A 22,532-nucleotide genomic window follows, 5' to 3' on the forward strand; every position below is an offset into this window, starting at 1 on the left:
ATACAAAAACAATATTTGGAGGATTATCTGTTTTTAATGAAGTATTACCTATTAAAATTACAAGCAAAATTAACACAAGATACTGTTTCATGATGACTTTGATTTACTATGATAAACGTGTTCTAATGCACCACAAGGTTATCGGCTATGATTAGTACGGGAATTAAAATTACAGAATTTTCGATTAAACACGTAGCCAAAACTTTTTATTTTAATACTCTGTTTAGTTTTTCGGATGCTATGTCTTTGTTACGGCCAATTAGTAATCCTATTGTCAACCCTATTATCATTCCTAATGCAGGCCATAAAGCCATTCCTATGGCCAATCTTACTGAATTTCCAAATACACCAGTAATAATACCAATTATTACACCAAAACACATTCCTAGAGTTACGCCAAGACCTACTCCTAAAGTGGTATAATGACCCTCTGTAATTAATGAAAACTCATTTTTTAGGAATTGTTTGAAAGCGGTAAGTTTTTTGCTAAAATACTTTCTCTTATTTTTGGGATTTGATTTTAAATTCAAGATTTTAATATTTTCCTCTATCTGTGATATTTGTCTTTCTATTAAACCCCTACTTTCTAAATCAAGCAGAATTGAAATAAAGCTTTCATAAACCTTCATTTCATGTTTATTATTTGTTTCTTTTAATAACTTTTCAAAAAGTTCTGTAGTCTCTCTAATACTCATAATTTTAATATTTATTTGATTAGTACTCAGAATGAAATAATATTACACTTTTTATTTATTGAGTTCTTAAACCTTCCATATCCTTAATTAACTCATCCAATTTTTTTAATATGCTTCCGTAAACTAAATTCAAATCCCATTTGTAAATCCGAGCACCAAAAATGGCTGATAATATTACAATACATAGTGTTACAATCACCCAATAAACAGGTATTCCATATGTTATATAAGGTTTATAACCTTCAAATAAGCTATCTAAAGCTTTTTGGAAAGAGCTAGAGAACCAAAACCCAGAACTTAAAGCAATAGAAACATAAGGATAAATGTATCGAGATATTTTCATATTAAAAGCAATTTGTTCCTGCATCCATGCATCAAAAGATTTTAAGTACCGATAGCTACTTACGTTTTTATCAATTTTTTTTAAGCCTTTAAGTAGTCTTTTGTTAATAATTGCCACGACATTTAAAAGTATAAATATAAGTACACCCATAATTTGAATTTTAACTAGAAAAGAAATTACAAGTATGATAAATGAAAATATTATAAGTGCATTTATGTTAATTTTAAACCTTCTTTTAAATTTGTCTATAATATGAATAGATTTTTGGTTAGAAAGATTATTTAGTTTTGGTATCACTATAGTGTTTTTGTCTAAAAAACCATTTTTCCAAATGGATTCAATTGATTTTTCCATTTAATATTTTTTTTAATCGTTCTTTAATTCTGCTAATTCGTACACCAATGTTGTTAGGTGTAGTTCCGATTATTTCTGCTATTTCCTTATTTGGTTTTTCTTCTAAATAAAGTAATATAACAGCTCTGTCAACTTCGGATAATTGTTTTATAGCCTCGTATAATAAGCTTAAATCTTCGTCTGAAAATACAGTTTTGTCTTCAGTAAGTTCATTTTGTATTATATTCTCAGTATTATAGTATTGATGTGTTTTTCTCTTTTTCTTCACTAGAGTTAAACAAATATTTAACGATAACCTATAAATCCAAGTTGACCATTTAGAATCGCCACGAAAATTGTCTTTACTTCTCCAGATTTGCAAACAAACTTCCTGATAATAATCCTCAAAATCTTCTTGAGAATCAGTATAAGCTCTGCAAATTTTTATAATTATTCCAGAATAAGGTAAAATTGATGATGTATAAAAATCGCTACTCAAAAATTATTTTTAAGGTTAGTGGTTGAATTTGAATATTATTACACCTTGTATTGATAATTTTATTTAAGTGATATATTTGAATTGAAATTTCGGAGTAATTGTTTACGAACATTTGTATAAACGCATTTTATGGCTTTTTATTTAAACATTTAAGCTGTTATTAAATCTATCATTTTAAGTGCAACATTAGATGCAGATGCTGGGTTCTGTCCAGTCACTATATTTCCGTCAATTGCAACATATGATTCAAAAGGTTTTGTATGCGAAAATATTGCTCCTTGCTTTATAAGTTCTTCATCGAGCATAAATGGAATTACGTCTCCAAGAGTGTGTTTATCTTCCTCTTCTTCTGCTTTTGTGAATGAATTGATTTTTTTCCCTTTTAGCAAGTTGCTTCCATCAGTTAGTTTAACATTAAGCAATGCAGCAGGTCCATGACAAACAGCTCCAATAATTTTTCCGTTTTCATACGCTTCTTTAATAATTTTTTTAACCAATGGATTATCGACCATATCTGTCATTAATCCTAAACCTCCTGGAAAGAATATTGCATCATATGCAGTGATATCGATGTAACTTAGTTTGTGACTAAAGTTAAGCCTTTTAAACCCGTTACTTTCTATAAACGTCTTATTAACTTTTTGAGAGGAATCGTAGCCTACAAAAGGAGGCTTTCCACCAATAATACTCGCAAAATCTACAGTATATTTTTTATTGATAAATTCATAATATGGATCTGCTATTTCTGAAAACTCATAACCAGCAGGATGTTTTCCAGTACCTGTCTTATCAGTACTAGTAACAATAAATAATATGTGTTTCATTTTTTATTTGTTTAAGTTTAAAAAGAGGAAACAATCATTCTTCCTCTTTTTAACTATTAATTACCCTTTACTAATTGCTTCTCCTAATTCTTGATTAGTCATTGCAACACCATCTAAATTCCATCCTCCATCTACTGCATGAAGAACATTTACATAAATGTTGTCTTTAGGTTGTGTTCCTCCTGATAATTTGTGAATAATTTCCGTTGCATCTGCAAAAAATTGTTTCTGAACATTTCTGTTGGCAAGTGCAAACGATGGAACTTTCCATTCAACCCATGCTCCAGAAAACTCTTTTCCGCCAGAGAAAGTAGAACTTTTAGGTAATACTGTAACAGTAGCAGTTACGTTTGGTGTCATTACAGTGTTTCCTGTTAAATCATGATTTTTTAAGAAAGCATCTGTAATTTGAGAGACTGCTTCTTTTTCTTTTCCTTTAGGTAATACTCCTTCAGTTAATGTCAATGTTAATGGCATAATATATGTACTTTTAAATTTTGAACTTCATTGTTCAACAACAATACAAATATGATATGATGAGAACGTTTAAAAGTTGTTTTATGACAATGTTTTTGAGAATTTTGAACTACTATTATTACTAATAAGTAAACCTGTAATAATAAATAGTCCTCCTATGGTGTGATAAGTATCTATATTTTCATCGAAAAGAATAGCAAATAGAGCTGCCGATAATGGAATAATATTCATATAAATTCCTGCTTTATCTGCCCCTTTAATTTGAACTCCTTTTTGCCATAAAAAATAGGCTAGTGCCGTACCTAAACATCCAATTCCCAATACGGCCATCCAAAAATGATGCGTGTGTGTCGTTACCACTTCCATTCCGCTAATTGGTAATAGGATGAAGAAACCTATTAGGCAGCATGAACTTGTTAAAAGTGTGAAATTTAAATTCGAAATTGTTGATGTATATTTTTTTACCCAAACATGATGCAATGCAAAAAATATGTTGGCAATTAATATGAGAATATCTCCATAATTAAATTGGATGTTACTTATGTTGGTTATATGCCCTTTTAAGATTAAATATATTACTCCAAAGAAAGCAATGATGATACCTGTTATTTGAATTTTATTAATAGGAGTCTTTATTATTTTATACGAGAAAAGAATTGTTAATGCGGGATTTAAACTAACAATAAGTGCTGCATTTACTGCCGAGGTATTTAGTAATCCAAGAAAGAAAAATAAATTAAACCCGAAAAGACCAATAAATCCTGTAAGCGAAATACCCTTTAGGTTTTTTTTGATTATTTTAAATGAGGGTAATTTTTTACTCCCTAAAAGGATCAATATCACAACGCCAAATAAAAAGCGCCAAAATCCTGCCTCAATAAAATTGACTTCTTTTAATATTACTTTTGCTAAATGGAAATTTAATCCTAAAAATATAGTGGCAATAATTAAGTAGAATATCGCTTTCATAAATAACAGGCTATAATTTTGCTCGTAATTTACTTAGCGTTGAGTTTGTCATGCCTAAGTAGGAAGCAACTAATTTACTTGAAATACGAGAAAGTAATTTGGGTTCGTGTTCCATAACCCATTTGAGTTTGTCAATCCCTTCCATTCCTAAAAAACTATAGATTCGCATTTGCGAATGAATAAAAGCGAATTCTATAAATTTATGATAAACATGAGCAAATAGTGGTACAGTATCAACTAATTTAAAAAAGTCTTCTCGATGAATTACAAATAGTTCTGATGGTTCTAAAGAAACTAAACAATCTCTTGATGGTTTTTGCAAGATAAAACTGGTGTTTGCAGATATGATGCTGTTTTCTAATGCAAAGTACCCTGTAACTTCATTGCCTTTACTATCTATTTCATAGAGTCGTAAGCATCCTTTTTTAATAAAATAGAAATTTTTGCATACCTGACCAATATTGCACAACATTTCATTTCGGGCTGTTTTTATGGGTTTGAAAGCTTTAATTATTAGTTGTAATTCCTTATCTTCTATTTTTCCGTGACTTTTTATATATAGCTCTAGTTCTTGATACACTTTGTATTTATTATTTTGTGAATTTATAGAACAAAGGTAAGAAGTGTTAATTTTGAAAATAGTGTCTTATGACCAGCTTTTATTTAATTCCTACATATTATTAAATTCAGGGTTGTTTTTTTATTAGGAAAAAGACCTTTTTAGTTTTTTATCTAACATAAACTTAGTTTTGCTAATAGACAGTTCAGAATCAGGATTATTACCATCTGAACCATTTATTACTGTTTTTCCTTTAACATTAGCTATTATAAAATCTTTTGTTACTTCCAGTAATTCGATTTCAAGTTCTTCAATAGAATTATAGTCAAAATAGTAGAAAATTGATAAGTTTTCGTCTCTGTTATAATCATAACCTTGTTTTTGAGTTATGATATTTCCTCTATTTAATTTAAGTTCATTATTTGACAGTATAGCTGTTGCTTCAAAGTATGGTTCTGCATCTACTAATACTTCTAATTCTTTTGCTCTATCTATCGATTTTGAAGTTTTAAAACTTAATGTGAATTCCCAAATTCCAGAGTCTGATTTATACAAATTATAAGCCTCTTCAGTGATTACAAATTTTTCAATACCAAAATCTAAATGATTTATTTCTACTATGTTATTTTCCATTGGGTTTCAATTTGTAAGGGTAGTACATACCATATCAATGCTCAACAACATCTTTCAACCGTTTACCAAAATCGAATAAGGCTTTAATTTCTTTAATGCTAGCCAAACGTTCTTTTCCAAAAATTAATAAAGACTCTCCGTTTGATTCAATATGATAATAAGGATTACTTTCAAAGAAATGAACCAGATCATCATCAAAAAAGGCTGTAATCGCTTCTTCGTTATCGCCTAATAAATAAAAACGATTGGAAAAATCGGAATGATTTTGAATGGGGATATCTTTAAAACCAGCAAAGGAATATACTTTTTCTAAAAAGCCTTCCCTATCTAATGTGAATTCGGGTATCGGACAATCTAATTTTATATGAAGCATGGTCGATCTAATAACTTCTTTGGCAATAAATTCACCTTCAGAAAACTCAATATCGAATAAATTTATAACATTATTTTTATACGATAATTGATTATAAATATGATTGACTGTTTTAGTGTTGAAGAATAAAAAATGATTTAAAAAACCAATGCTTTTTTGTTTTTCAGATTTATAGTTTAAATCGTAATCTTCGGCAAGGCTTTCCATACTTGTCTGGCGTCTGGTGAGGTTGTTTTTAATAATGTTTGGTACAGGAAGCAACCGTCTTAAAGCAAAAGGGTGTTTGGAGTCCGTATCATGCATATCTAAACCTATAACATCAAAATGACCATCTCGTTTTTTAAATAATTCCTGGAAATTATACATGTTTTCCATAACGGTATGGTCTACAAAACTACATAGGGAAAAATCAACGATAACATCTTTATCTTCCGGAACAGCGTCTAATTTATCTTTTAACTTATAATAGTTTAAAAAACTACAAAAATGCTTCACACTAACGTAATAATTATCCTGACCTTCTTCTTGATACATTAAAACATTAGGTTTCATAACATTTCTAACAAACAAGGAAACGGTTTTATTAATGACAATATGAATTAATAAAGTTGTAATAACCCCAGCCACGATACCTGTTATCAACCCTATTTTTAAGGTTATTATTAGGGTTACAAAAAATATAATAAGTTGCTCTTTACCAATAGAGAATATTTTTTTAATAGCATTTGGAGACGCTAATTTATAGCCAGTATATACCAAAATAGCCATCAAAGCAGGTAGAGGTATTCGGGTTAACTGAGTACTAAATAAAACAATAAAGAGTACTAAAAAAGTTGCGTGAAAAAAATTAGAGGATCTGTTACTTGCGCCATTATTTACGTTAACGGAACTACGAGCAATTACAGTTACTACATTAAGCCCGCCTAAAAAACCACTCCCCATGGTTGCCAAACCAAGAGCCTTAAGGTCTCTATTTACATTAGAGCGTCTTTTTTCTGGATCTAATTTATCTACTGCTTTTATACTCAATAACGATTCTATACTTGCAATTAATGTAATGGCTAATACACTGGACCAAAATGGAAAACTACCAACACTGGAAAAATCCGGTAAATGCATATCTGCAATAATGGTTTGAATACTGGGTATGCCAGAGATCATATATTCTTTTGCAATAGGATTTACCTCATGGACTATAAACTCGAAGTAGTAACTAAAACCTATGGAGAGTATCACAATCCACATGGGGGCTGGTATAAGTTGTAAATACTTATTTCTGATTTTGGCATAAAACATCATGATGGCTAAACTTATTACGCCAGCTAAAGCAGCAAAGATTAACCCTTTATTTTGGTAATGTAAAGCATCGTTAATGGTAAATGGTATTTCATACAGATAATCTAAAGTCGCTTCGCGTTTAATTTTATGAGCAAACATGATATGAAACTGTTTGCCTAAAATAATGAGTCCAATGGCTGCTAACATACCTTGAATAGCAGAAGAAGGAAAAAAATCGGCTAATTTTCCCATTCTAAAAAAGCCAAGCAAGAGTATTAAGAGGCCGGAGCATATAATGGCTGCATAGGCACTTTCTATCCCTAATGTGGTTATCGCTACCAAAAGGACACCAACCAGACCATTACCAGGACCAGCAATAGTAACATGGCTTCCGCCAAAAATAGAAACGACAATACCGCCTACTACAGCTGCTATAATACCAGCAATAGGAGGTGCTTCACTTGCCATTGCTAAACCTAACCCAAGAGGTAATGCTATAAGACTAACTACAAAACCAGAAAATATATTTTTTGGTAATGCGCTAAGAAAATCTTTTATTTTATTCTTTCTCGGACTCATTGAAGGATTAAAACATCGGTTGGTAATTCTGTTAGGATATGTTCTATATCATGCGGAAATAAACGATCCCAAAAAGTCATTTTTCTAGGGGCGTTCATAACCAGTAAATCGGCTCTGGAAATTTGAGCATAATGCCCGATAGAATACCCTTGTTTACCAAAAATGGGCTGTAGTTTTGTAACAATGTTTTTGGTATATTTTTCAGGAATATGCTCTATAATGTCTTTAATTCTTGAGTTTTCCCTAAGCCTTATTCGTTCTTTAATAATATTGGCTTTACGTAAGGATTTATCATCATCAACCTTTACAGAAACCTGCTCTTGTTTAATTTCTTCAACAATAGTGATTTTATTAGCTTCAAGTTGTTTGGCTACATAAAATGCGGCTTTAATGGTTTGCTCAGTTTTGGGGTCTTTTAAGCCATTTACAACAATATGTTCGCATGCAACACGTTCTACAGAAGGCTTAATTAATAATAATACAGAGCACTTTGCCTTTCGGGTAATCTTTCGGGCTATAGACCCTACATAATATTTTAAAAAGCGTTCACGTTGTACAGCCCCAAGAATTAAAAGGTCTATGTTTTTTTCTTCGGTAGTTGATAGAATAACATCTACTGGGTTTCCAGATTTGTATACAACTTCGTAATTCAGATTATCTTTTTCAAAAGGCTTTAAAAAGATTTTAAGCATTTTAACCTTATCATCAGAGACTTCACCAACATGAATTAGGAACAACTTTGACTTAAAAAAAAGAGAAAGTCTAGCCGCCTCATGGAGGTTTGCTTTTAAATTAGGTGAAAATGCGGCACCAATACCAATACTTTTAAATGGTTGTAAAGACACTTGAGTTATTTAGATTACAAGAGTAGAAAGATAGTATTTTTTTTAAAAAAAGTCAGGATGAGTTCAACATTAAACAGACATAATTAAAAGAATCATTCAATTTTGTGTTAATGCTTACGACAAACGGAAACAAATAAAATATAATCATATGAAATCATCTGTTTTACTTAAATTAGTGTCTTAATAGATTTTAAAAGGATGTTAGAATTAGCAGGAATCATTATTTTAGGAATATTAGCACAGTGGGTTGCCTGGAAATTTAAAATTCCGGCCATCTTACCATTAATTCTTATAGGGCTATTGGTTGGCCCAATTGCAGCAGCGTTTTTAAGCGATGATGGATCTAAATGGATTGAGCCTATTTGGAACGGCAAGCAAGGATTGTTTCCAGGTGAAGGTTTGTTCTATTTTGTATCCCTAGCCATTAGTATTATTCTTTTTGAGGGCGGGTTAACGTTAAAGCGTTCTGAAATAAAAAATGTAGGCCCGGTTATTACTAAACTGATAACCTTAGGTTCGGCTGTTACTTTTTTTGGGGCAGGGATATTAGCTCATTTTATTTTTGAATTAAGTTGGGAGCTATCGTTTTTGTTCTCTGGGCTTATAATTGTTACCGGACCAACAGTAATTACACCTATTTTAAGAAATATTCCTCTTAAAAAAGACATCTCGACGGTATTGAAATGGGAAGGTATTTTAATTGACCCTATTGGTGCTTTGGTTGCTGTATTGGTATTCGAATTTATTAGTGTTGAAGGTGATAGTGGTTTTACTAAAACGGCTTTGGTTGAATTTGGAAAAATTATTCTTTTCGGTACTACTTTTGGTTTTACGTTTGCACATGCATTGGCTTTTGCTATTAATAAAAAACTGATTCCGCATTATTTGCTAAACGTTGTGTCGCTTTCTACGGTGCTGTTGGTTTTTGTTGAATCGGAAATTTTTGCACATGAATCGGGCTTATTAGCTGTTGTAGTGATGGGAATGGTTTTAGGTAATGGAAAATTAGAAAACATAAAAGAATTGCTTTATTTTAAAGAGTCTTTGAGTGTTTTATTGATTTCAATTCTTTTTATTTTATTGGCAGCAAACATTAATATCGAAGATTTAATGTTGCTTTATAGCTGGAAGACGGTTTTACTTTTTGGAGCAGTCGTTTTTATTATAAGACCCTTGGCCGTGTTTTTAAGTACGTCTAAGTCTAAATTAAAAACGAATGAAAAGATATTTATTAGTTGGGTGGGACCGCGAGGAATTGTTGCTGCTGGTATCGCATCTCTTTTTGGAAGTAAACTCATGAAGCAGGGTGTTGAAGGTGCAGAGTATATCACGCCTTTAGTATTTATGATTGTTCTTGGTACGGTTTTGCTTAATGCAACAACTGCTAGGGCATTTGCTAAAGCTGTTGGTGTTTTTCTAAAAAAATCTGAAGGTATTTTAATATTAGGAGCATCACAAGTTTCTAGATTAATAGGGCAATATTTAATGGATAACCAACGCCATGTTGTTTTGATTGATAGTAACCAAACTAATATTCAAATGGCTCAGGAATTAGGGTTGGAGGCTATAAATACAGATATATATTCTGAAAGTTTAGGTGATAATATAGAGCTTAATGATGTTGGATTTTTAATGGCTTTAACAGGTAGTGCAGATATTAATAGGTATGCTATCGATAAATTAGGAGAACAATTTGGAGAGAACGGATCGTTTAGATTGATTACGGTTGATGAAATGAATGATCCTAACAATAACCCAAAAGAAGGCTTATTTTCTCATACAGACGACTTTAATACCCTTACAGAAGTAGCCCGCAAATACCCTAAAATTAATGAAGTTAAGATTCATGATAGAGAACATTATGAAGATTTAATTGAGGCAACAAACAAAGCACATGATACAATACCTTTATTTGTTAAAGATAAAAAGGGGGTTTTAGAAATTATATCTTCTTATAATAAAGCTATTAATAATGTTGAAAAAGGGTATCTGTTTGTGTACTTAGGAAAGGCTTTAGAGACTAAGGGCGTATCTTCTGTTTAAATCTTTACGCGCAATTATTTTATTGGTCTTAAAAAGTAGTTAAAATTTTTGACATGAATTTCACGAATTTGCACTAATTCAGTTTTATAATATTTATATTTTCATATACCTATAGGAAATTAAAAATAAAGCAAAAAGCTCCTGAGTACAAGACAACAAGAGCTTTTTAGCTATTAGTATTATATTTTTAAGCCATAATATGCAGCTCAGTAAATTCTTTATTAAGAACTAATGTATTGTCACCATTAAGCTTAATATCTTTAAAAAGAATTTCTTCGTTATCAACTTGAACTTTAGATATTTTAAATGGTAAACCATGCAAGCTTAATTTAAATGTTTTGTATGTTGTTATAAACTTACCGGATTTATGCTGCTGAATAATCAACTCGTTTTTCTTACCTAGTAATTTAAAGTCTCTCAAGCTATATCGTCCTTTAATATAATCATAACCATCAGTAGCATCTTCATAAACCAATGAGTTTTCTTTGCCTAATTTGTAATATACATCAAGTAACAATTCATCAATAACTTTTTCGCCTACATATTGCTGAATAGGGTATTTAGGAACAATAGCACCTTCTTTCACAAATATTGGCATACTATCCAGATCTGCATCTACCCATAATTCCTGCCCTCCGCTTATTACTTCATCCGTCCAGAAGTTGTACCATCTACCTCTTGGAATATACATGCGTCTTCCTTTTTGATTAGGGCCAGTTATAGGGCAGGCTAATATTTTCTCTCCAAAGATAAACTCATCATTTCTGTAATGTGTTTGAGAATCTTCCTGGTCGTATAATACTAGGGACTTCAAAATTGGAATACCTTCCTCGGCATATCTCCAAAAGGCAGTATATAAATAAGGCAGTAATTGATATCTTAATTCAATAAACTTTCTTACCACATTGGTTATTGTGTCTCCGAAAGCCCAAGGCTCTTGATCTCCATGATCTCCAGAAGAGTGTGTTCTACAAAAAGGATGGAAGATACCTAATTGAATCCAGCGTGCATATAACTCGCCATTAGGTTGCTCTGCAAATCCACCAATATCCGATCCTATAAACGAAAAACCAGACATACACATACGTTGTGCTTGTAGATTGGCAATGTTTAAATGGTCCCATGTGGCTACATTATCTCCAGTCCAACTGGATGTATAGCGTTGTGTACCGGAATAAGCAGCTCTTGTAATTACAAAAGGTCTTTTAGGATACGAGAATTTCTTTAAACCTTGATAAGTAGCTCGTGCCATTTGCATACCGTAAACGTTATGTGCTTTTCTATGGCTACAAGGGTTTCCTTCGTAATCGTGTCTTACATCATTAGGGAAGGTCTTTCCGGGAACATCCATGACAGCAGGTTCGTTCATGTCATTCCAAACACCTTTAACCCCTATATCTTCAACGAGTTCCTTAAACAAATTAGACCACCATTCTCTGACTTCCGGTTTTGTGAAATCCGGGAAATAACATTCTCCAGGCCATACTTTACCTTTCATGTAAGGCCCATCTGCCCGCTTACAGAAATAATCTTTTTCAAGACCTTCTTGAAACACCGAATAATCCATGTCTATTTTAATACCTGGATCTATAATAACAATGGTTTTAAATCCGTCATCTGCTAATTCCTTAACCATTCTTTTGGGATCTGGAAAATGGTCTTTACTCCAGGTAAAACACCTAAAGCCTTCCATGTAATCTATGTCTAAATAGATCGCATCGCATGGAATTTGTAGTTCTCTAAACTTAGCCGTAATCTCTTTTACATTCGATTCTGGGTAATAGCTCCATTTACATTGATGATAACCTAAAGTCCAAAGTGCTGGCAATTCGTGAGGCTTTCCTGTTAAATCGGTATAGTTTACAACAACATCAGACATTTCCGGACCATAAATGAAATAGTAATTCATTTCGCCACCTTGGGCCCAAAAACTTGTTATGTTACGACGTTCTTGACAAAAATCAAAAAACGAGCGAAAGGTATTATCAAAAAATATTCCATAAGATTTTTTGTCATGTAAACCTGTATAAAATGGAATTGCTTTATAAATAGGATCGGTATCTCTACCATAGGCATAAGAATCTGTTACCCAATTTTCAAAACGTTTCCCTTTAAGGTTATTATCTACAGGCTTGTCTCCCAATCCGTAGTAACTTTCACCAGGTTGAGAAATTTTAGACATTTTAACAATATTGCCACCATGTTCATAACTTTCTTCCCAGTGGAATCCAAGTTCGTCTTCACAAATCAAGGTATTATCAATAGCATCAAAAATTGAAGTCCGTAGATCTAGTTTTGAAATATGGCAAATAAGTTTTGATGTTGTTATAATGTAATTCTCTTCGTTCTCATTGACTTCAAGATGATTGTATCCCCTACTTGCATATTTGGTTATTGCATAAGAGAAATCATTTTCAAAAATACCCGTTGTAGTAAATCGGAAGCGTAAGATACTATCGCGACGCACGGTAACTTCTAATATTACACCATTCTCTGTGGTAAAAGAGAGCACGTTTAGGTTCTTTTCGTATGAAATTATTTTGGAAGGAAACAGGTTTCCTTTATATTCTAATTCTGTATTTAAAATCATAGGGATTTGCGCAATTTATTAGTTGCCAAAATTACTAAATTAAATAAGTATTAGTGGTCAGTATTTATTAAAAAACATTGTGATTTTTTGATAAAACGCAAATAATCAACAAGATAATTACATAAATCTCAAATAAGAACGTATTTAAGTTGAAAATATAACTATGCCTAAGGGAGGCAATGTAATTTCTACCGAAAAGTCTTTCCCATTCCAAGGGTCTTTTTTTGTTGCAATTTGTTTTTTGTTTGTAATGCCGCTCCCTCCAAATTCTTCAGCATCACTATTAAAAATTTCTTTAATTTTTGTTTTTACGGGCACTCCTATTTTGTAATTTTCTCTAACAACTGGTGTTAAATTACACACAACAATAACATTATTTTTAGCGTCATATCCTTTTCTTATATAAGACATGACACAGTTTTCGTGGTCATCAAAACTAATCCACTCAAACCCTTCTCCACTAAACCCTTTTTCATATAAAGCTGGTGTTGTTTTATAGAGTTTGTTTAATTCTTTATAATAGTTTTGAAGATTTTTATGTGGCTTAAAGTCTAATAGATTCCAATCGAGACTTTCCTTGAAATTCCATTCGTTATATTGACCAAATTCACCACCCATAAATAATAATTTGGTTCCCGGATGGGTAAACATATAACCATACAATAAACGAAGATTAGCAAAACGTTGCCATTCATCGCCAGGCATTCTGCCTAAAATAGAATTTTTTCCATAAACAACCTCATCATGTGATAATGGTAGCATAAAATTTTCGGTAAATGCATATGCCAAACTAAAAGTGATATCGTTTTGATGGTGTTTTCTATGAATAGGGTCTTTGGAAAAATACTGTAATGTATCATGCATCCAGCCCATCATCCATTTCATACCAAAGCCCAATCCACCAGAAAAAACAGGTTTAGAAACCATTGGGAATGCGGTAGACTCTTCTGCGATGGTTTGCACATCTGGGAAGGATTTATAAACTTCTTGGTTTAGTTCTTTTAAAAAACTTATAACGGCAAGATTTTCTCTACCACCATAGATATTTGGCTCCCATTCTCCTTCTTCGCGAGAGTAATCTAAAAACAACATAGATGCGACTGCATCAACACGTAATCCATCTGCATGGTATTGTTCCATCCAAAAAATGGCATTACTTATTAAGAAAGACCTAACCTCATTACGTTCGTAATTAAAAATTAAACTTTTCCAATCTTGGTGGTAGCCTTTTCTTTTATCTGGATGTTCATATAAGTGCGAACCATCAAAGAATCCAAGACCATGTGCATCTTCAGGGAAATGAGATGGTACCCAATCTAAAATAATACCAATATCGTTTTGGTGTAGTTTGTCAATCAAATACTTGAATTCTTCTGGGTATCCAAAGCGAGATGTTGGTGCAAAATACCCTGTTAGTTGATATCCCCATGAAGGGTCATAAGGATATTCCATAATAGGCATGAGTTCTACATGTGTAAAATTCATGTCTTTTACATAGTTTACTAAATGATCTGCTAATTCAAAATACGATAAAAACCGATCTTCTTCTAAGTGTTTTTTCCAGGATCCTAAATGTACTTCGTAAACAGAAAAAGGTGCATCAATAGCATTATGCTTTTTACGCTTTTTCATCCAATCGGCATCTTTCCATACATAGTTATCGTCCCAGACTATCGATGCTGTTTTAGGTGGATGTTCACAACGTCTTGCATAGGGATCGGCCTTTTCTGTTTTTATACTGCCATTATAACTTTCAATACTATATTTATAAATAGTGCCTTTTCCTATTAAAGGAATAAAACCTTCCCAGATTCCGCTTGAATCCCAACGCACATTTAATTGGTGCGCACCTTCTGCCCAAAAGTTAAAATCACCAATTACAGATACTGATTTTGCACTGGGAGCCCAAACAGCGAAATAAGTCCCTTCAATGCCATCTATAATGGTAATATGGGAGCCGAATTTTTCATACAGACGATAATGTTTTCCCGCTTTAAAAAGATTGATGTCAAAATCTGTAAACAGGCTATAAGGTTTTACTGGCTTCATATTTATTATATTACAAAACCATTAGGGATGGTTGCACCATTTTTAATTACTACAATACCATCTTTAATGGCATAGGTATCTGTTTCCGTATCTTTTAAGTGGCTGCCTCCATTTATTCTTACATCATCACCAATGCGACAGTTTTTATCGAGAATAGCATTTTTAATAAAGCATCGTTCTCCAATTCCCATTAAGTTTTTTATTTTTTTTTCTTGTATCTCATGTAATGTTTCATAGTAATCACTTCCCATCATATAGGTTTTTATTACTGTGGATTCATCACCAATTCTGGAACGAATGCCAATTACAGATTTCTCGATTTTTGCAGCGCTAATGATGCATCCTTCTGCAATTACAGTTTTGTTTAATGTAGTGCCTGAGACTTTTGTTGTAGGTAACATTCTGGCGTGTGTGTAGATACGCTTTTTTTTATCATATAAATCAAACTGAGGGATGTTGTCTGTTAAGCCAATATTAGCTTCAAAAAAGGAATCAATATTACCTATATCTGTCCAATATCCTTCGTATTGATAGCTTAGGGTTTTATGTTTTTTAATATTTTGAGGAATGATTTCTTTGCCAAAATCTATTGTAGAGGAATCATTCATTAATTTGATTAATAAATCTCTGTTAAAAATATAAATACCCATAGAAGCCAGATAATTTCGCCCCTCTCCTTTCATTTCGTTACTTACTTCAGAGGTCCAATCTGGTAATAAATCAGCTTCTGGTTTTTCTATAAACGATGTGACTATACTTTTTTCATTAGCTTTCAGGATACCAAAAGAGGTCGCATCTTTGGCATTAACAGGAATAGTAGCAATTGAAATTTTAGCATTACTTTCTTCATGAGCTTCAATCATTTTATCATAATCCATTTGGTATAATTGATCTCCGGATAGTATTAATGCATAGTCAAATTCATGTCTTAAAAAGTGATGCATACTCTGGCGAACAGCATCAGCAGTTCCTTGAAACCAACCTTTATTTCCCGGTGTTTGTTCTGCGGCAAGCACATCTACAAAAGCACTACTAAAAAAACTAAAATGATAAGTGTCTTTAATATGACGGTTCAATGATGCCGAATTAAATTGTGTTAAAACAAACATACGTTTAATATCTGCGTTAATACAATTAGAAATAGGGATGTCTACCAATCTATATTTTCCTGCTATTGGTACAGCTGGTTTAGATCGTTCTTCTGTTAAGGGATGTAGTCTCGAACCTTGGCCACCACCTAAGATAATGGCTAAAACCTTATTATTTATCATATTTTTAGTTTAAATGGATTTATATAATTTAATGTATTCTTTTGCAGATGCATTCCAGGAGTGGTTAATTTTCATAATCTGCGCGCTTAATTGTTTATAGGTATTATTGTCTTTATAAAGGGAAACCCCTCTTTCAATAGCGTTTGTTATATCTGAAACAGTAACGTCTTTATGGCAAATACCAAAGCCATTTTTTTCTGAAATATCTATAACGGTATCTTTAAGGCCTCCAATGCTTCTTACAATTGGTATGGTACCATACCTTAATGCATACATCTGGTTGAGTCCACAAGGTTCAACTCTTGATGGCATAAGTAAAAAATCTGCACCTGCATAGATAACATGTGATAAGGCTTCGTCATATCCTATAAAAGCATTGTAGGAGCCTTTATAATCGTTTTTAAGGGCTTCTAACTGAATTTCTGTATCGTTGTGTCCAGAACCCAATAATAAAATGGATACATCTCCTTTTTCAAGAATGTTTTTAAATGCTTCGGGAAACAAATCAGATCCCTTCTCTCCAACCAATCTGCCAATAAAAGCAAAAAGAGGTTTGTTAAAATCTAAATTAAAGGTATCGCATAAATGTTTTTTGTTTGCCTTTTTTCCGGAAACTACTGTTTTAGTATTGTAATTAGAAATAAGGTAATTATCGGTTTCTGGATTCCATACATTCCAATCGATACCGTTTAGGATTCCCGAACATTTTGCGCTTTCATGATTTAATAAATCTTCTAATCCGTTGGCAGATAATTTTAATTCCTCCATATAACTTGGAGATACTGTAGTAACTCTCCAAGCACATTTTATTGCTGCAGCTAATGGGTTTATATTACCACCCCAATCTAAAAACCCTACATTGTCAAAATTAAAAACGGGAACTAGGTTTACTTTTTGATGAGAAAACCACCCCTGATATTGTGCATTATGTATGGTTAAAATATTAGGTGTTTTTCTAAAGTGTTCATATTTAAAGCTTTCTTGAAGCATAAAAGGAATCAATCCGGTATGATGGTCATGACAGTGTATATAATCTGGATCTGTTTCCCAGGTTAGCATCCAATCTAACGTTGCAATTTGAAATGCTAAGAATCGTTCTGTATCGTCATTAGAGTAAACATATTCCTTGAACAATAGCTCGGGAACGTCAACAAAAAAAATATCGAAATCTAAAAGAGGTTCTTTTAAAGTTAATATTTTATAAGGGTATGATGTGTCTCCTAATTTTAATTGAGATTCATAGATGGTATTAAATAGATTTGCCTTAGTAAAGGTATTGTTATAAAAAGGCATAATAACTTGAGATGAAACCGTGGCACTATTTTGATATTTAGGTAATGCTCCAACAACATCTGCCAACCCTCCTACTTTTGCTACAGGGTAACATTCTGCGCTTATGTGTACAACGTTCATATATAAATTTGCATATCTTATAAACATACAAAATTATTATCTAATTTTTTCGGAAGATTTTATTTTTAAGAAAAAAAGAATATATACAAGATTAATCGAAATTATCGATAAAAATACTGCCAAAAAAAAGAAAAGCATTAGGGATTTTAATCATTTAGCTTTAAAACAGCCATAAATGCTTGCTGAGGTATTTCTACATTACCTACTTGACGCATACGTTTTTTACCTTTCTTCTGCTTTTCTAGAAGTTTACGCTTACGCGAAATATCACCTCCGTAACATTTTGCAGTCACATCTTTACGAAGCGCTTTAATAGTTTCTCTTGAAATAATTTTAGCTCCAATAGCTGCTTGAATAGGAATATCGAATTGCTGACGTGGAATAAGTTCTTTTAACTTTTCACACATTTTTTTACCAATGTTCTGAGCGTTATCAGCGTGAATTAAAGCAGATAGCGCATCAACAGGTAGTGCATTTAATAAAATGTCTAAACGTACAAGTTTAGAGGTTTTCATTCCTATTGGATGATAATCGAAAGAGGCGTAACCTTTTGAAACGGTTTTTAAGCGATCGTAAAAATCGAAAACAATTTCAGCTAAAGGCATTTCAAAAGTTAACTCTACACGCTCTGTCGTTAAATACGTTTGATTTAAAACAAGACCCCTTTTTTCAATACAAAGAGACATCACATTACCAACAAAATCTGATTTAGTAATGATAGTTGCTTTAATATAAGGTTCTTCAACACGGTTAACAGTTGATGGGTCTGGTAAATCGGATGGGTTATTTACTATAAAAGCCTCATCAGGATTTTTATTTGTAAAAGCATGGTACGATACGTTGGGAACTGTTGTTATAACAGTCATATCGAACTCACGTTCTAAACGTTCTTGAATAATTTCCATGTGAAGCATGCCTAAGAAACCACAACGAAAACCAAAACCTAAAGCCGCAGAACTTTCTGGAGCAAATACTAACGATGCATCGTTTAGCTGTAGTTTTTCCATCGAATTACGAAGTTCTTCGTAATCTTCTGTGTCAACAGGATAAATACCTGCAAAAACCATTGGTTTAACATCTTCAAAACCTTCAACAATATTGGTTGTTGGGTTTGCGAAATCAGTAATAGTATCTCCGACTTTTACTTCTTTAGCGGTTTTAATACCCGTTATTAAATAGCCAACATCACCAGTCTTTACACTTTTTTTTGCAACTTGGTTAAGTTTTAATGTCCCAACCTCGTCTGCAAAATACTCTTTGTCAGTTGCAACGAATTTAATTTTTTGCCCTTTTTTAATTTCACCATTAAAAACTCTAAAATAAGTTTCAATACCTCTAAAAGTATTGTAGACAGAATCAAAAATTAAGGCTTGTAAAGGTGCGTCTGGGTCTCCTTTTGGAGCAGGAACGCGATCTATAATCGCTGCTAAAATATTGTCGACCCCAAAACCAGTTTTCCCACTGGCATGAATAACCTCTTTTGCGTCACAACCTAATAAATCTACAATATCGTCGGTTACTTCCTCTGGGTTAGCACTTGGTAAATCTACTTTATTTAAAACAGGAATAATTTCTAAATCGTTTTCTAGAGCTAAATACAGATTAGAAATCGTTTGTGCTTGAATGCTTTGAGCAGCATCTACAATAAGTAAAGCGCCTTCACAGGCAGCAATAGATCGAGATACTTCATACGAGAAATCTACGTGACCAGGCGTGTCAATTAAATTTAAAATATAATCTTCTCCTTTGTAAGTATACTCCATTTGGATGGCATGCGATTTTATGGTAATACCACGTTCGCGCTCTAAATCCATACTATCTAGTAGTTGGTCTTGTTGCTCTCTGGCAGTTACCGATCCTGTATAATCTAATAAACGGTCTGCGAGCGTGCTCTTACCGTGATCTATATGCGCAATTATGCAAAAGTTTCTAATATTCTTCATACTCTAAAAAAGCCGTTTAAAACAGCGACTGCAAAGATAGTTAAATATGTTTGTGAATGGCAATAGCTAAAGAATCTAAATTAATGTAGTTTACAGGCTAGATTTGCAGTTTACAAGAAATAGGTTTTAGAAGCTTTTTGTTAGCTGTTCTTTTGTGGTATTAATTTAAATTTACCATGATGAAAAAATTATACTACTTTTTATTATTTACGTTCATTGGAACTAATAGTTTTTCTCAAGACATTGAAAAATTACCAACAATACCTTGGGAGGAGTTGGTTGAAATGAACATAAATAAAAAAGTCCCTATTCGTAAGTGGGGAAATAATGTCAATATTAGTTTGGAAGGAGTTTATAATGCTTCAGATTCTTTAATTATTGCTAAAGTCATCAAAAAATTAGATAGTTTGACAGAAACAACCCTTATTCGGTTTGCAAGTTCAGATAATTCTAATTTTGAAATTAAATTTTTAGATAGATATGTTAAGCAGAAGTATTCCAATTATAATAGCATTACTAATTCTAAAAATACATATAATAATTATAATGTACTTACAAGCGCAGAACTTTATGTCTATACTATCGAAAGAACCGATTTAGAAGTTAAGAATGCTCTAGAGAATCAAATAGCGGGAATGTTAATTGATGGATGGTTTGCACGTCCTGCGGCTTTTGAAAAAAGAAAGAGTATTTTCAATCCTGTGGGAGGTTCTTTATTAACAGGTTCTTTAAATTCAGGAGATATTTCCATAATAAGAGAAGTGTATAAAAATGGTTTTGAAAAACGTTTAGAAAAAGCAGAACAGCAATTTAAAGACATACCAAAGAAACTAGAAAACGATAAAATTAGAGTAAGGTATTCATCTTTTTGGTGGGTTAAAAATCCAATAGCGGTTATCTTTTTACCAGCTTTAATCTTAGTGTTATTTTTTATATTTCTTACAAGTAAAATCAAAAACACAATACATGTAAAAATAGAAAGAGATTGACTTCGGTTTAGCCTTTTAGCTTTTATGGCTTTGCTATTTGCAGATATTGTTATCGTATTCTGTGTGTCTTTTTATGATTTTTTAACAATACCAGATGATTACCAAAAAGTTTCTTATATTAGACTAGATACGGTTTTAACAACTACAGTTTTTTTAGTTTTTTTATTTCCTTTACTTTTTTTATTTCGATTTTTAGAGTTTAAAATTCAAAAAATATCAAAAAGTATATTGATAAAAACGGTATTGATTTTTTTATCAACAGGTTTATTGCCATTTATTTGTGTTTCTATATTTTACTTTTTTTTAGGTCGGAGTTCTGAGGGAGATTTAAGATTATCTATTTTATTTTTGGTTCTAATGTCTATTGCTTTTTTCCGTACTTTAATTAGTTACTTTATTTTTAAAGAACGCAGTTTGATTGTAGAAAATGAAATGAAGCTGTCCAGTTTAAGGGAATTAAAAACACAGGCAGAATTAAAATCGTTACAATCTCAAATAAACCCTCATTTTTTGTACAATGCACTAAATTCTATAGCCAGTTTAGTTCCTATAGATACTGTAAAAACACAAAAAATGGCATATTCACTATCCAATTTATTTAAGTATAGCATCAATAGAAAAGATAAAAAAACCGCTTCTATTAGCGATGAAATTGCGATGGTTAAAAACTATTTAGAAATAGAAACCATTCGTTTTGGCGATCGTTTAAAATTTAATATAGACGTAGATGAAACTTTGAAAAACTTTGAAATCCCCATGTTTATTATTCAGCCTTTAGTAGAAAACGCCGTAAAACATGGCATTTCAAAAATAGAAGGTCAAGGAGAAATCGAACTAAAAATTGAAGCAAACAAAACAGGTATTTTAATTAGTGTTTCAGATAATGGATCTGATTTTCCAGAAGGATTAGTAAGTGGTCATGGGTTACAAACTGTCTTTGATTTATTGCGTTTAAGTTATGGAGAATCTGCCTCATTAAACTGGCAAAATACCCCTCAAAAAAGTATTATGATTACTATAGATAACAACTCACAAAATGACTAAACCCTATATAACCATTATTATTGATGATGAGCCTCCTGCAAGAGAAGGGCTCTTAAATTTATTGGGAAATTTCTCTGAAACATTTCAGGTGGTTGATATGGCTCAAAATGGTACAGAGGCCAAAGAAAAAATAACAAAACTAAAACCAGATGTTATTTTTTTAGATATTGAAATGCCGGGATTTACTGGGTTTGAATTATTAGAACAGTTAGAAACCATACCTATGGTGGTTTTTTGTACAGCATATAGCGAATATGCTTTAAAAGCATTTGATACTAACAGTGTAGATTATTTAGTAAAACCCATACAGTTAGAACGTTTGCAACAAACGGTAAACAAATTAAAACTGTTTAAAGGCGATCAAGACCCGCAAAATATTTTGGATGCTATAAAAGAGATAGCGGCACAAAAAGAAACATTGCAAATGACTTCTATTACGGTAAAAAAAGCAAACAAATTAATGTTTGTTAAATTAGAAACCATATCTTATTTTGAAGCTGCCGAAAATTATGTGACCATATACACCAACACAGGTGATCATTTAATTGAGCAGCCATTATCGCAATTAGAGCTAAAATTACCAGCAAATTTTTTAAGAGTTCATCGTGCTGTTATTATTAACACAACATTCATTAAAGAAGTACAGAAGTATTTTAATAGCAGGTTTGTGATCACGTTAAGCAATAAGACCAAAACGAAGATTACAACGGGTAGAAGTTATAATGATACTATTAAAAACTGGATGGATGTTTGATGTAAAGTTATAGTTTTTTGATTCAATGA

General features: G+C 32.1%; 19 protein-coding genes. 4 read left to right on the forward strand and 15 right to left on the reverse strand.

Annotated features, from left to right (window positions below; genetic code table 11):
- Window positions 1–206 precede the first annotated feature (206 nt).
- From EM932_RS20980 to EM932_RS19235, 10 genes are all read right to left on the reverse strand, one after another.
- Window positions 207–695, reverse strand: a complete 489-nt coding sequence (locus EM932_RS20980; RefSeq protein ID WP_170179851.1) for a hypothetical protein — start codon at window positions 693–695, stop codon at window positions 207–209.
- Window positions 696–750: 55 nt separating this feature from the next.
- The gene (locus EM932_RS19195; protein WP_135878828.1) at window positions 751–1,392 is read right to left on the reverse strand and encodes a hypothetical protein; all 642 of its coding nucleotides are present in this window, start codon (window positions 1,390–1,392) and stop codon (window positions 751–753) included.
- Complete coding sequence (locus tag EM932_RS19200) at window positions 1,376–1,870, reverse strand: RNA polymerase sigma factor (protein ID WP_135878829.1); 495 nt, start codon at window positions 1,868–1,870, stop codon at window positions 1,376–1,378. Before EM932_RS19200 ends, EM932_RS19195 begins: the two co-directional genes overlap by 17 nt.
- A gap of 149 nt (window positions 1,871–2,019) precedes the next feature.
- Window positions 2,020–2,694, reverse strand: coding sequence for a type 1 glutamine amidotransferase domain-containing protein (locus EM932_RS19205; protein ID WP_135878830.1), 675 nt, complete (start codon window positions 2,692–2,694; stop codon window positions 2,020–2,022).
- A gap of 60 nt (window positions 2,695–2,754) precedes the next feature.
- On the reverse strand, window positions 2,755–3,171 hold the full coding sequence (locus tag EM932_RS19210; RefSeq protein WP_135878831.1) for a 4-oxalocrotonate tautomerase: 417 nt from the start codon (window positions 3,169–3,171) through the stop codon (window positions 2,755–2,757).
- 81 nt (window positions 3,172–3,252) lie between these two features.
- Window positions 3,253–4,140: a DMT family transporter gene (locus EM932_RS19215; RefSeq protein WP_135878832.1), complete on the reverse strand. Its 888-nt coding sequence runs from the start codon at window positions 4,138–4,140 to the stop codon at window positions 3,253–3,255.
- 10 nt (window positions 4,141–4,150) lie between these two features.
- Window positions 4,151–4,720 (reverse strand): Crp/Fnr family transcriptional regulator, encoded by a 570-nt coding sequence (locus tag EM932_RS19220; RefSeq protein ID WP_135878833.1) that lies wholly within the window; start codon window positions 4,718–4,720, stop codon window positions 4,151–4,153.
- Between the two features lie 123 nt (window positions 4,721–4,843).
- The gene (locus EM932_RS19225) at window positions 4,844–5,332 is read right to left on the reverse strand and encodes a hypothetical protein (protein ID WP_135878834.1); all 489 of its coding nucleotides are present in this window, start codon (window positions 5,330–5,332) and stop codon (window positions 4,844–4,846) included.
- Window positions 5,333–5,366: 34 nt separating this feature from the next.
- Window positions 5,367–7,562 carry a SulP family inorganic anion transporter gene (locus tag EM932_RS19230; protein WP_135878835.1) on the reverse strand — a complete coding sequence of 732 codons (2,196 nt, stop codon included), beginning with the start codon at window positions 7,560–7,562 and terminating at the stop codon, window positions 5,367–5,369.
- Window positions 7,559–8,407 (reverse strand): universal stress protein, encoded by an 849-nt coding sequence (locus EM932_RS19235; protein WP_135878836.1) that lies wholly within the window; start codon window positions 8,405–8,407, stop codon window positions 7,559–7,561. The genes EM932_RS19230 and EM932_RS19235 overlap by 4 nt, the downstream gene beginning before the upstream one ends.
- Before the next feature lie 198 nt (window positions 8,408–8,605).
- Here EM932_RS19235 and EM932_RS19240 point away from each other — a divergent pair, with 198 nt between their 5' ends.
- Window positions 8,606–10,450, forward strand: coding sequence for a cation:proton antiporter (locus EM932_RS19240; RefSeq protein ID WP_135878837.1), 1,845 nt, complete (start codon window positions 8,606–8,608; stop codon window positions 10,448–10,450).
- 187 nt (window positions 10,451–10,637) lie between these two features.
- On the opposite strand, the gene EM932_RS19245 is transcribed toward EM932_RS19240, so the two are convergent.
- From EM932_RS19245 to lepA, 5 genes are all read right to left on the reverse strand, one after another.
- Window positions 10,638–13,040: a glycoside hydrolase family 31 protein gene (locus EM932_RS19245; RefSeq protein WP_135878838.1), complete on the reverse strand. Its 2,403-nt coding sequence runs from the start codon at window positions 13,038–13,040 to the stop codon at window positions 10,638–10,640.
- 144 nt (window positions 13,041–13,184) lie between these two features.
- Window positions 13,185–15,089, reverse strand: coding sequence for a 1,4-alpha-glucan branching protein GlgB (glgB, locus tag EM932_RS19250; RefSeq protein ID WP_135878839.1), 1,905 nt, complete (start codon window positions 15,087–15,089; stop codon window positions 13,185–13,187).
- Window positions 15,090–15,094: 5 nt separating this feature from the next.
- The gene (locus EM932_RS19255; RefSeq protein ID WP_135878840.1) at window positions 15,095–16,360 is read right to left on the reverse strand and encodes a glucose-1-phosphate adenylyltransferase; all 1,266 of its coding nucleotides are present in this window, start codon (window positions 16,358–16,360) and stop codon (window positions 15,095–15,097) included.
- Between the two features lie 9 nt (window positions 16,361–16,369).
- The gene (locus EM932_RS19260; protein WP_135878841.1) at window positions 16,370–17,773 is read right to left on the reverse strand and encodes a glycogen synthase; all 1,404 of its coding nucleotides are present in this window, start codon (window positions 17,771–17,773) and stop codon (window positions 16,370–16,372) included.
- Between the two features lie 146 nt (window positions 17,774–17,919).
- A complete protein-coding gene (gene lepA, locus EM932_RS19265; protein ID WP_135878842.1) occupies window positions 17,920–19,716 on the reverse strand; it encodes a translation elongation factor 4 in 1,797 nt (598 codons plus the stop codon).
- 179 nt (window positions 19,717–19,895) lie between these two features.
- Here lepA and EM932_RS19270 point away from each other — a divergent pair, with 179 nt between their 5' ends.
- From EM932_RS19270 to EM932_RS19280, 3 genes are read left to right on the forward strand one after another with little or no spacing between them, the layout of a single operon-like run.
- Entirely contained in the window at window positions 19,896–20,705 is an 810-nt protein-coding gene (locus EM932_RS19270) for a hypothetical protein (protein WP_135878843.1), read from the forward strand.
- A 24-nt stretch (window positions 20,706–20,729) separates the two neighbouring features.
- Entirely contained in the window at window positions 20,730–21,749 is a 1,020-nt protein-coding gene (locus EM932_RS21125) for a sensor histidine kinase (protein WP_135878844.1), read from the forward strand.
- Window positions 21,742–22,503, forward strand: coding sequence for a LytR/AlgR family response regulator transcription factor (locus EM932_RS19280; RefSeq protein WP_135878845.1), 762 nt, complete (start codon window positions 21,742–21,744; stop codon window positions 22,501–22,503). The genes EM932_RS21125 and EM932_RS19280 overlap by 8 nt, the downstream gene beginning before the upstream one ends.
- Window positions 22,504–22,532: the final 29 nt, after the last annotated feature.

The sequence above is a fragment of the Flavivirga rizhaonensis genome, assembly GCF_004791695.1.
Taxonomy (GTDB): Bacteria; Bacteroidota; Bacteroidia; order Flavobacteriales; family Flavobacteriaceae; genus Flavivirga; species Flavivirga rizhaonensis.

Excerpts from the sequence above, each read along its gene's own strand:
- EM932_RS20980 (WP_170179851.1), bottom strand. The coding sequence starts at position 695 with ATGAGTATTAGAGAGACTACAGAACTTTTTGAAAAGTTATTAAAAGAA.
- EM932_RS19195 (WP_135878828.1), bottom strand. The coding sequence starts at position 1,392 with ATGGAAAAATCAATTGAATCCATTTGGAAAAATGGTTTTTTAGACAAA.
- EM932_RS19205 (WP_135878830.1), bottom strand. The coding sequence starts at position 2,694 with ATGAAACACATATTATTTATTGTTACTAGTACTGATAAGACAGGTACT.
- EM932_RS19210 (WP_135878831.1), bottom strand. The coding sequence starts at position 3,171 with ATGCCATTAACATTGACATTAACTGAAGGAGTATTACCTAAAGGAAAA.
- EM932_RS19215 (WP_135878832.1), bottom strand. The coding sequence starts at position 4,140 with ATGAAAGCGATATTCTACTTAATTATTGCCACTATATTTTTAGGATTA.
- EM932_RS19225 (WP_135878834.1), bottom strand. The coding sequence starts at position 5,332 with ATGGAAAATAACATAGTAGAAATAAATCATTTAGATTTTGGTATTGAA.
- EM932_RS19230 (WP_135878835.1), bottom strand. The coding sequence starts at position 7,562 with ATGAGTCCGAGAAAGAATAAAATAAAAGATTTTCTTAGCGCATTACCA.
- EM932_RS19240 (WP_135878837.1), top strand. The coding sequence starts at position 8,606 with ATGTTAGAATTAGCAGGAATCATTATTTTAGGAATATTAGCACAGTGG.
- EM932_RS19245 (WP_135878838.1), bottom strand. The coding sequence starts at position 13,040 with ATGATTTTAAATACAGAATTAGAATATAAAGGAAACCTGTTTCCTTCC.
- glgB (WP_135878839.1), bottom strand. The coding sequence starts at position 15,089 with ATGAAGCCAGTAAAACCTTATAGCCTGTTTACAGATTTTGACATCAAT.
- EM932_RS19255 (WP_135878840.1), bottom strand. The coding sequence starts at position 16,360 with ATGATAAATAATAAGGTTTTAGCCATTATCTTAGGTGGTGGCCAAGGT.
- EM932_RS19260 (WP_135878841.1), bottom strand. The coding sequence starts at position 17,773 with ATGAACGTTGTACACATAAGCGCAGAATGTTACCCTGTAGCAAAAGTA.
- lepA (WP_135878842.1), bottom strand. The coding sequence starts at position 19,716 with ATGAAGAATATTAGAAACTTTTGCATAATTGCGCATATAGATCACGGT.
- EM932_RS19270 (WP_135878843.1), top strand. The coding sequence starts at position 19,896 with ATGAAAAAATTATACTACTTTTTATTATTTACGTTCATTGGAACTAAT.
- EM932_RS21125 (WP_135878844.1), top strand. The coding sequence starts at position 20,730 with ATGGCTTTGCTATTTGCAGATATTGTTATCGTATTCTGTGTGTCTTTT.
- EM932_RS19280 (WP_135878845.1), top strand. The coding sequence starts at position 21,742 with ATGACTAAACCCTATATAACCATTATTATTGATGATGAGCCTCCTGCA.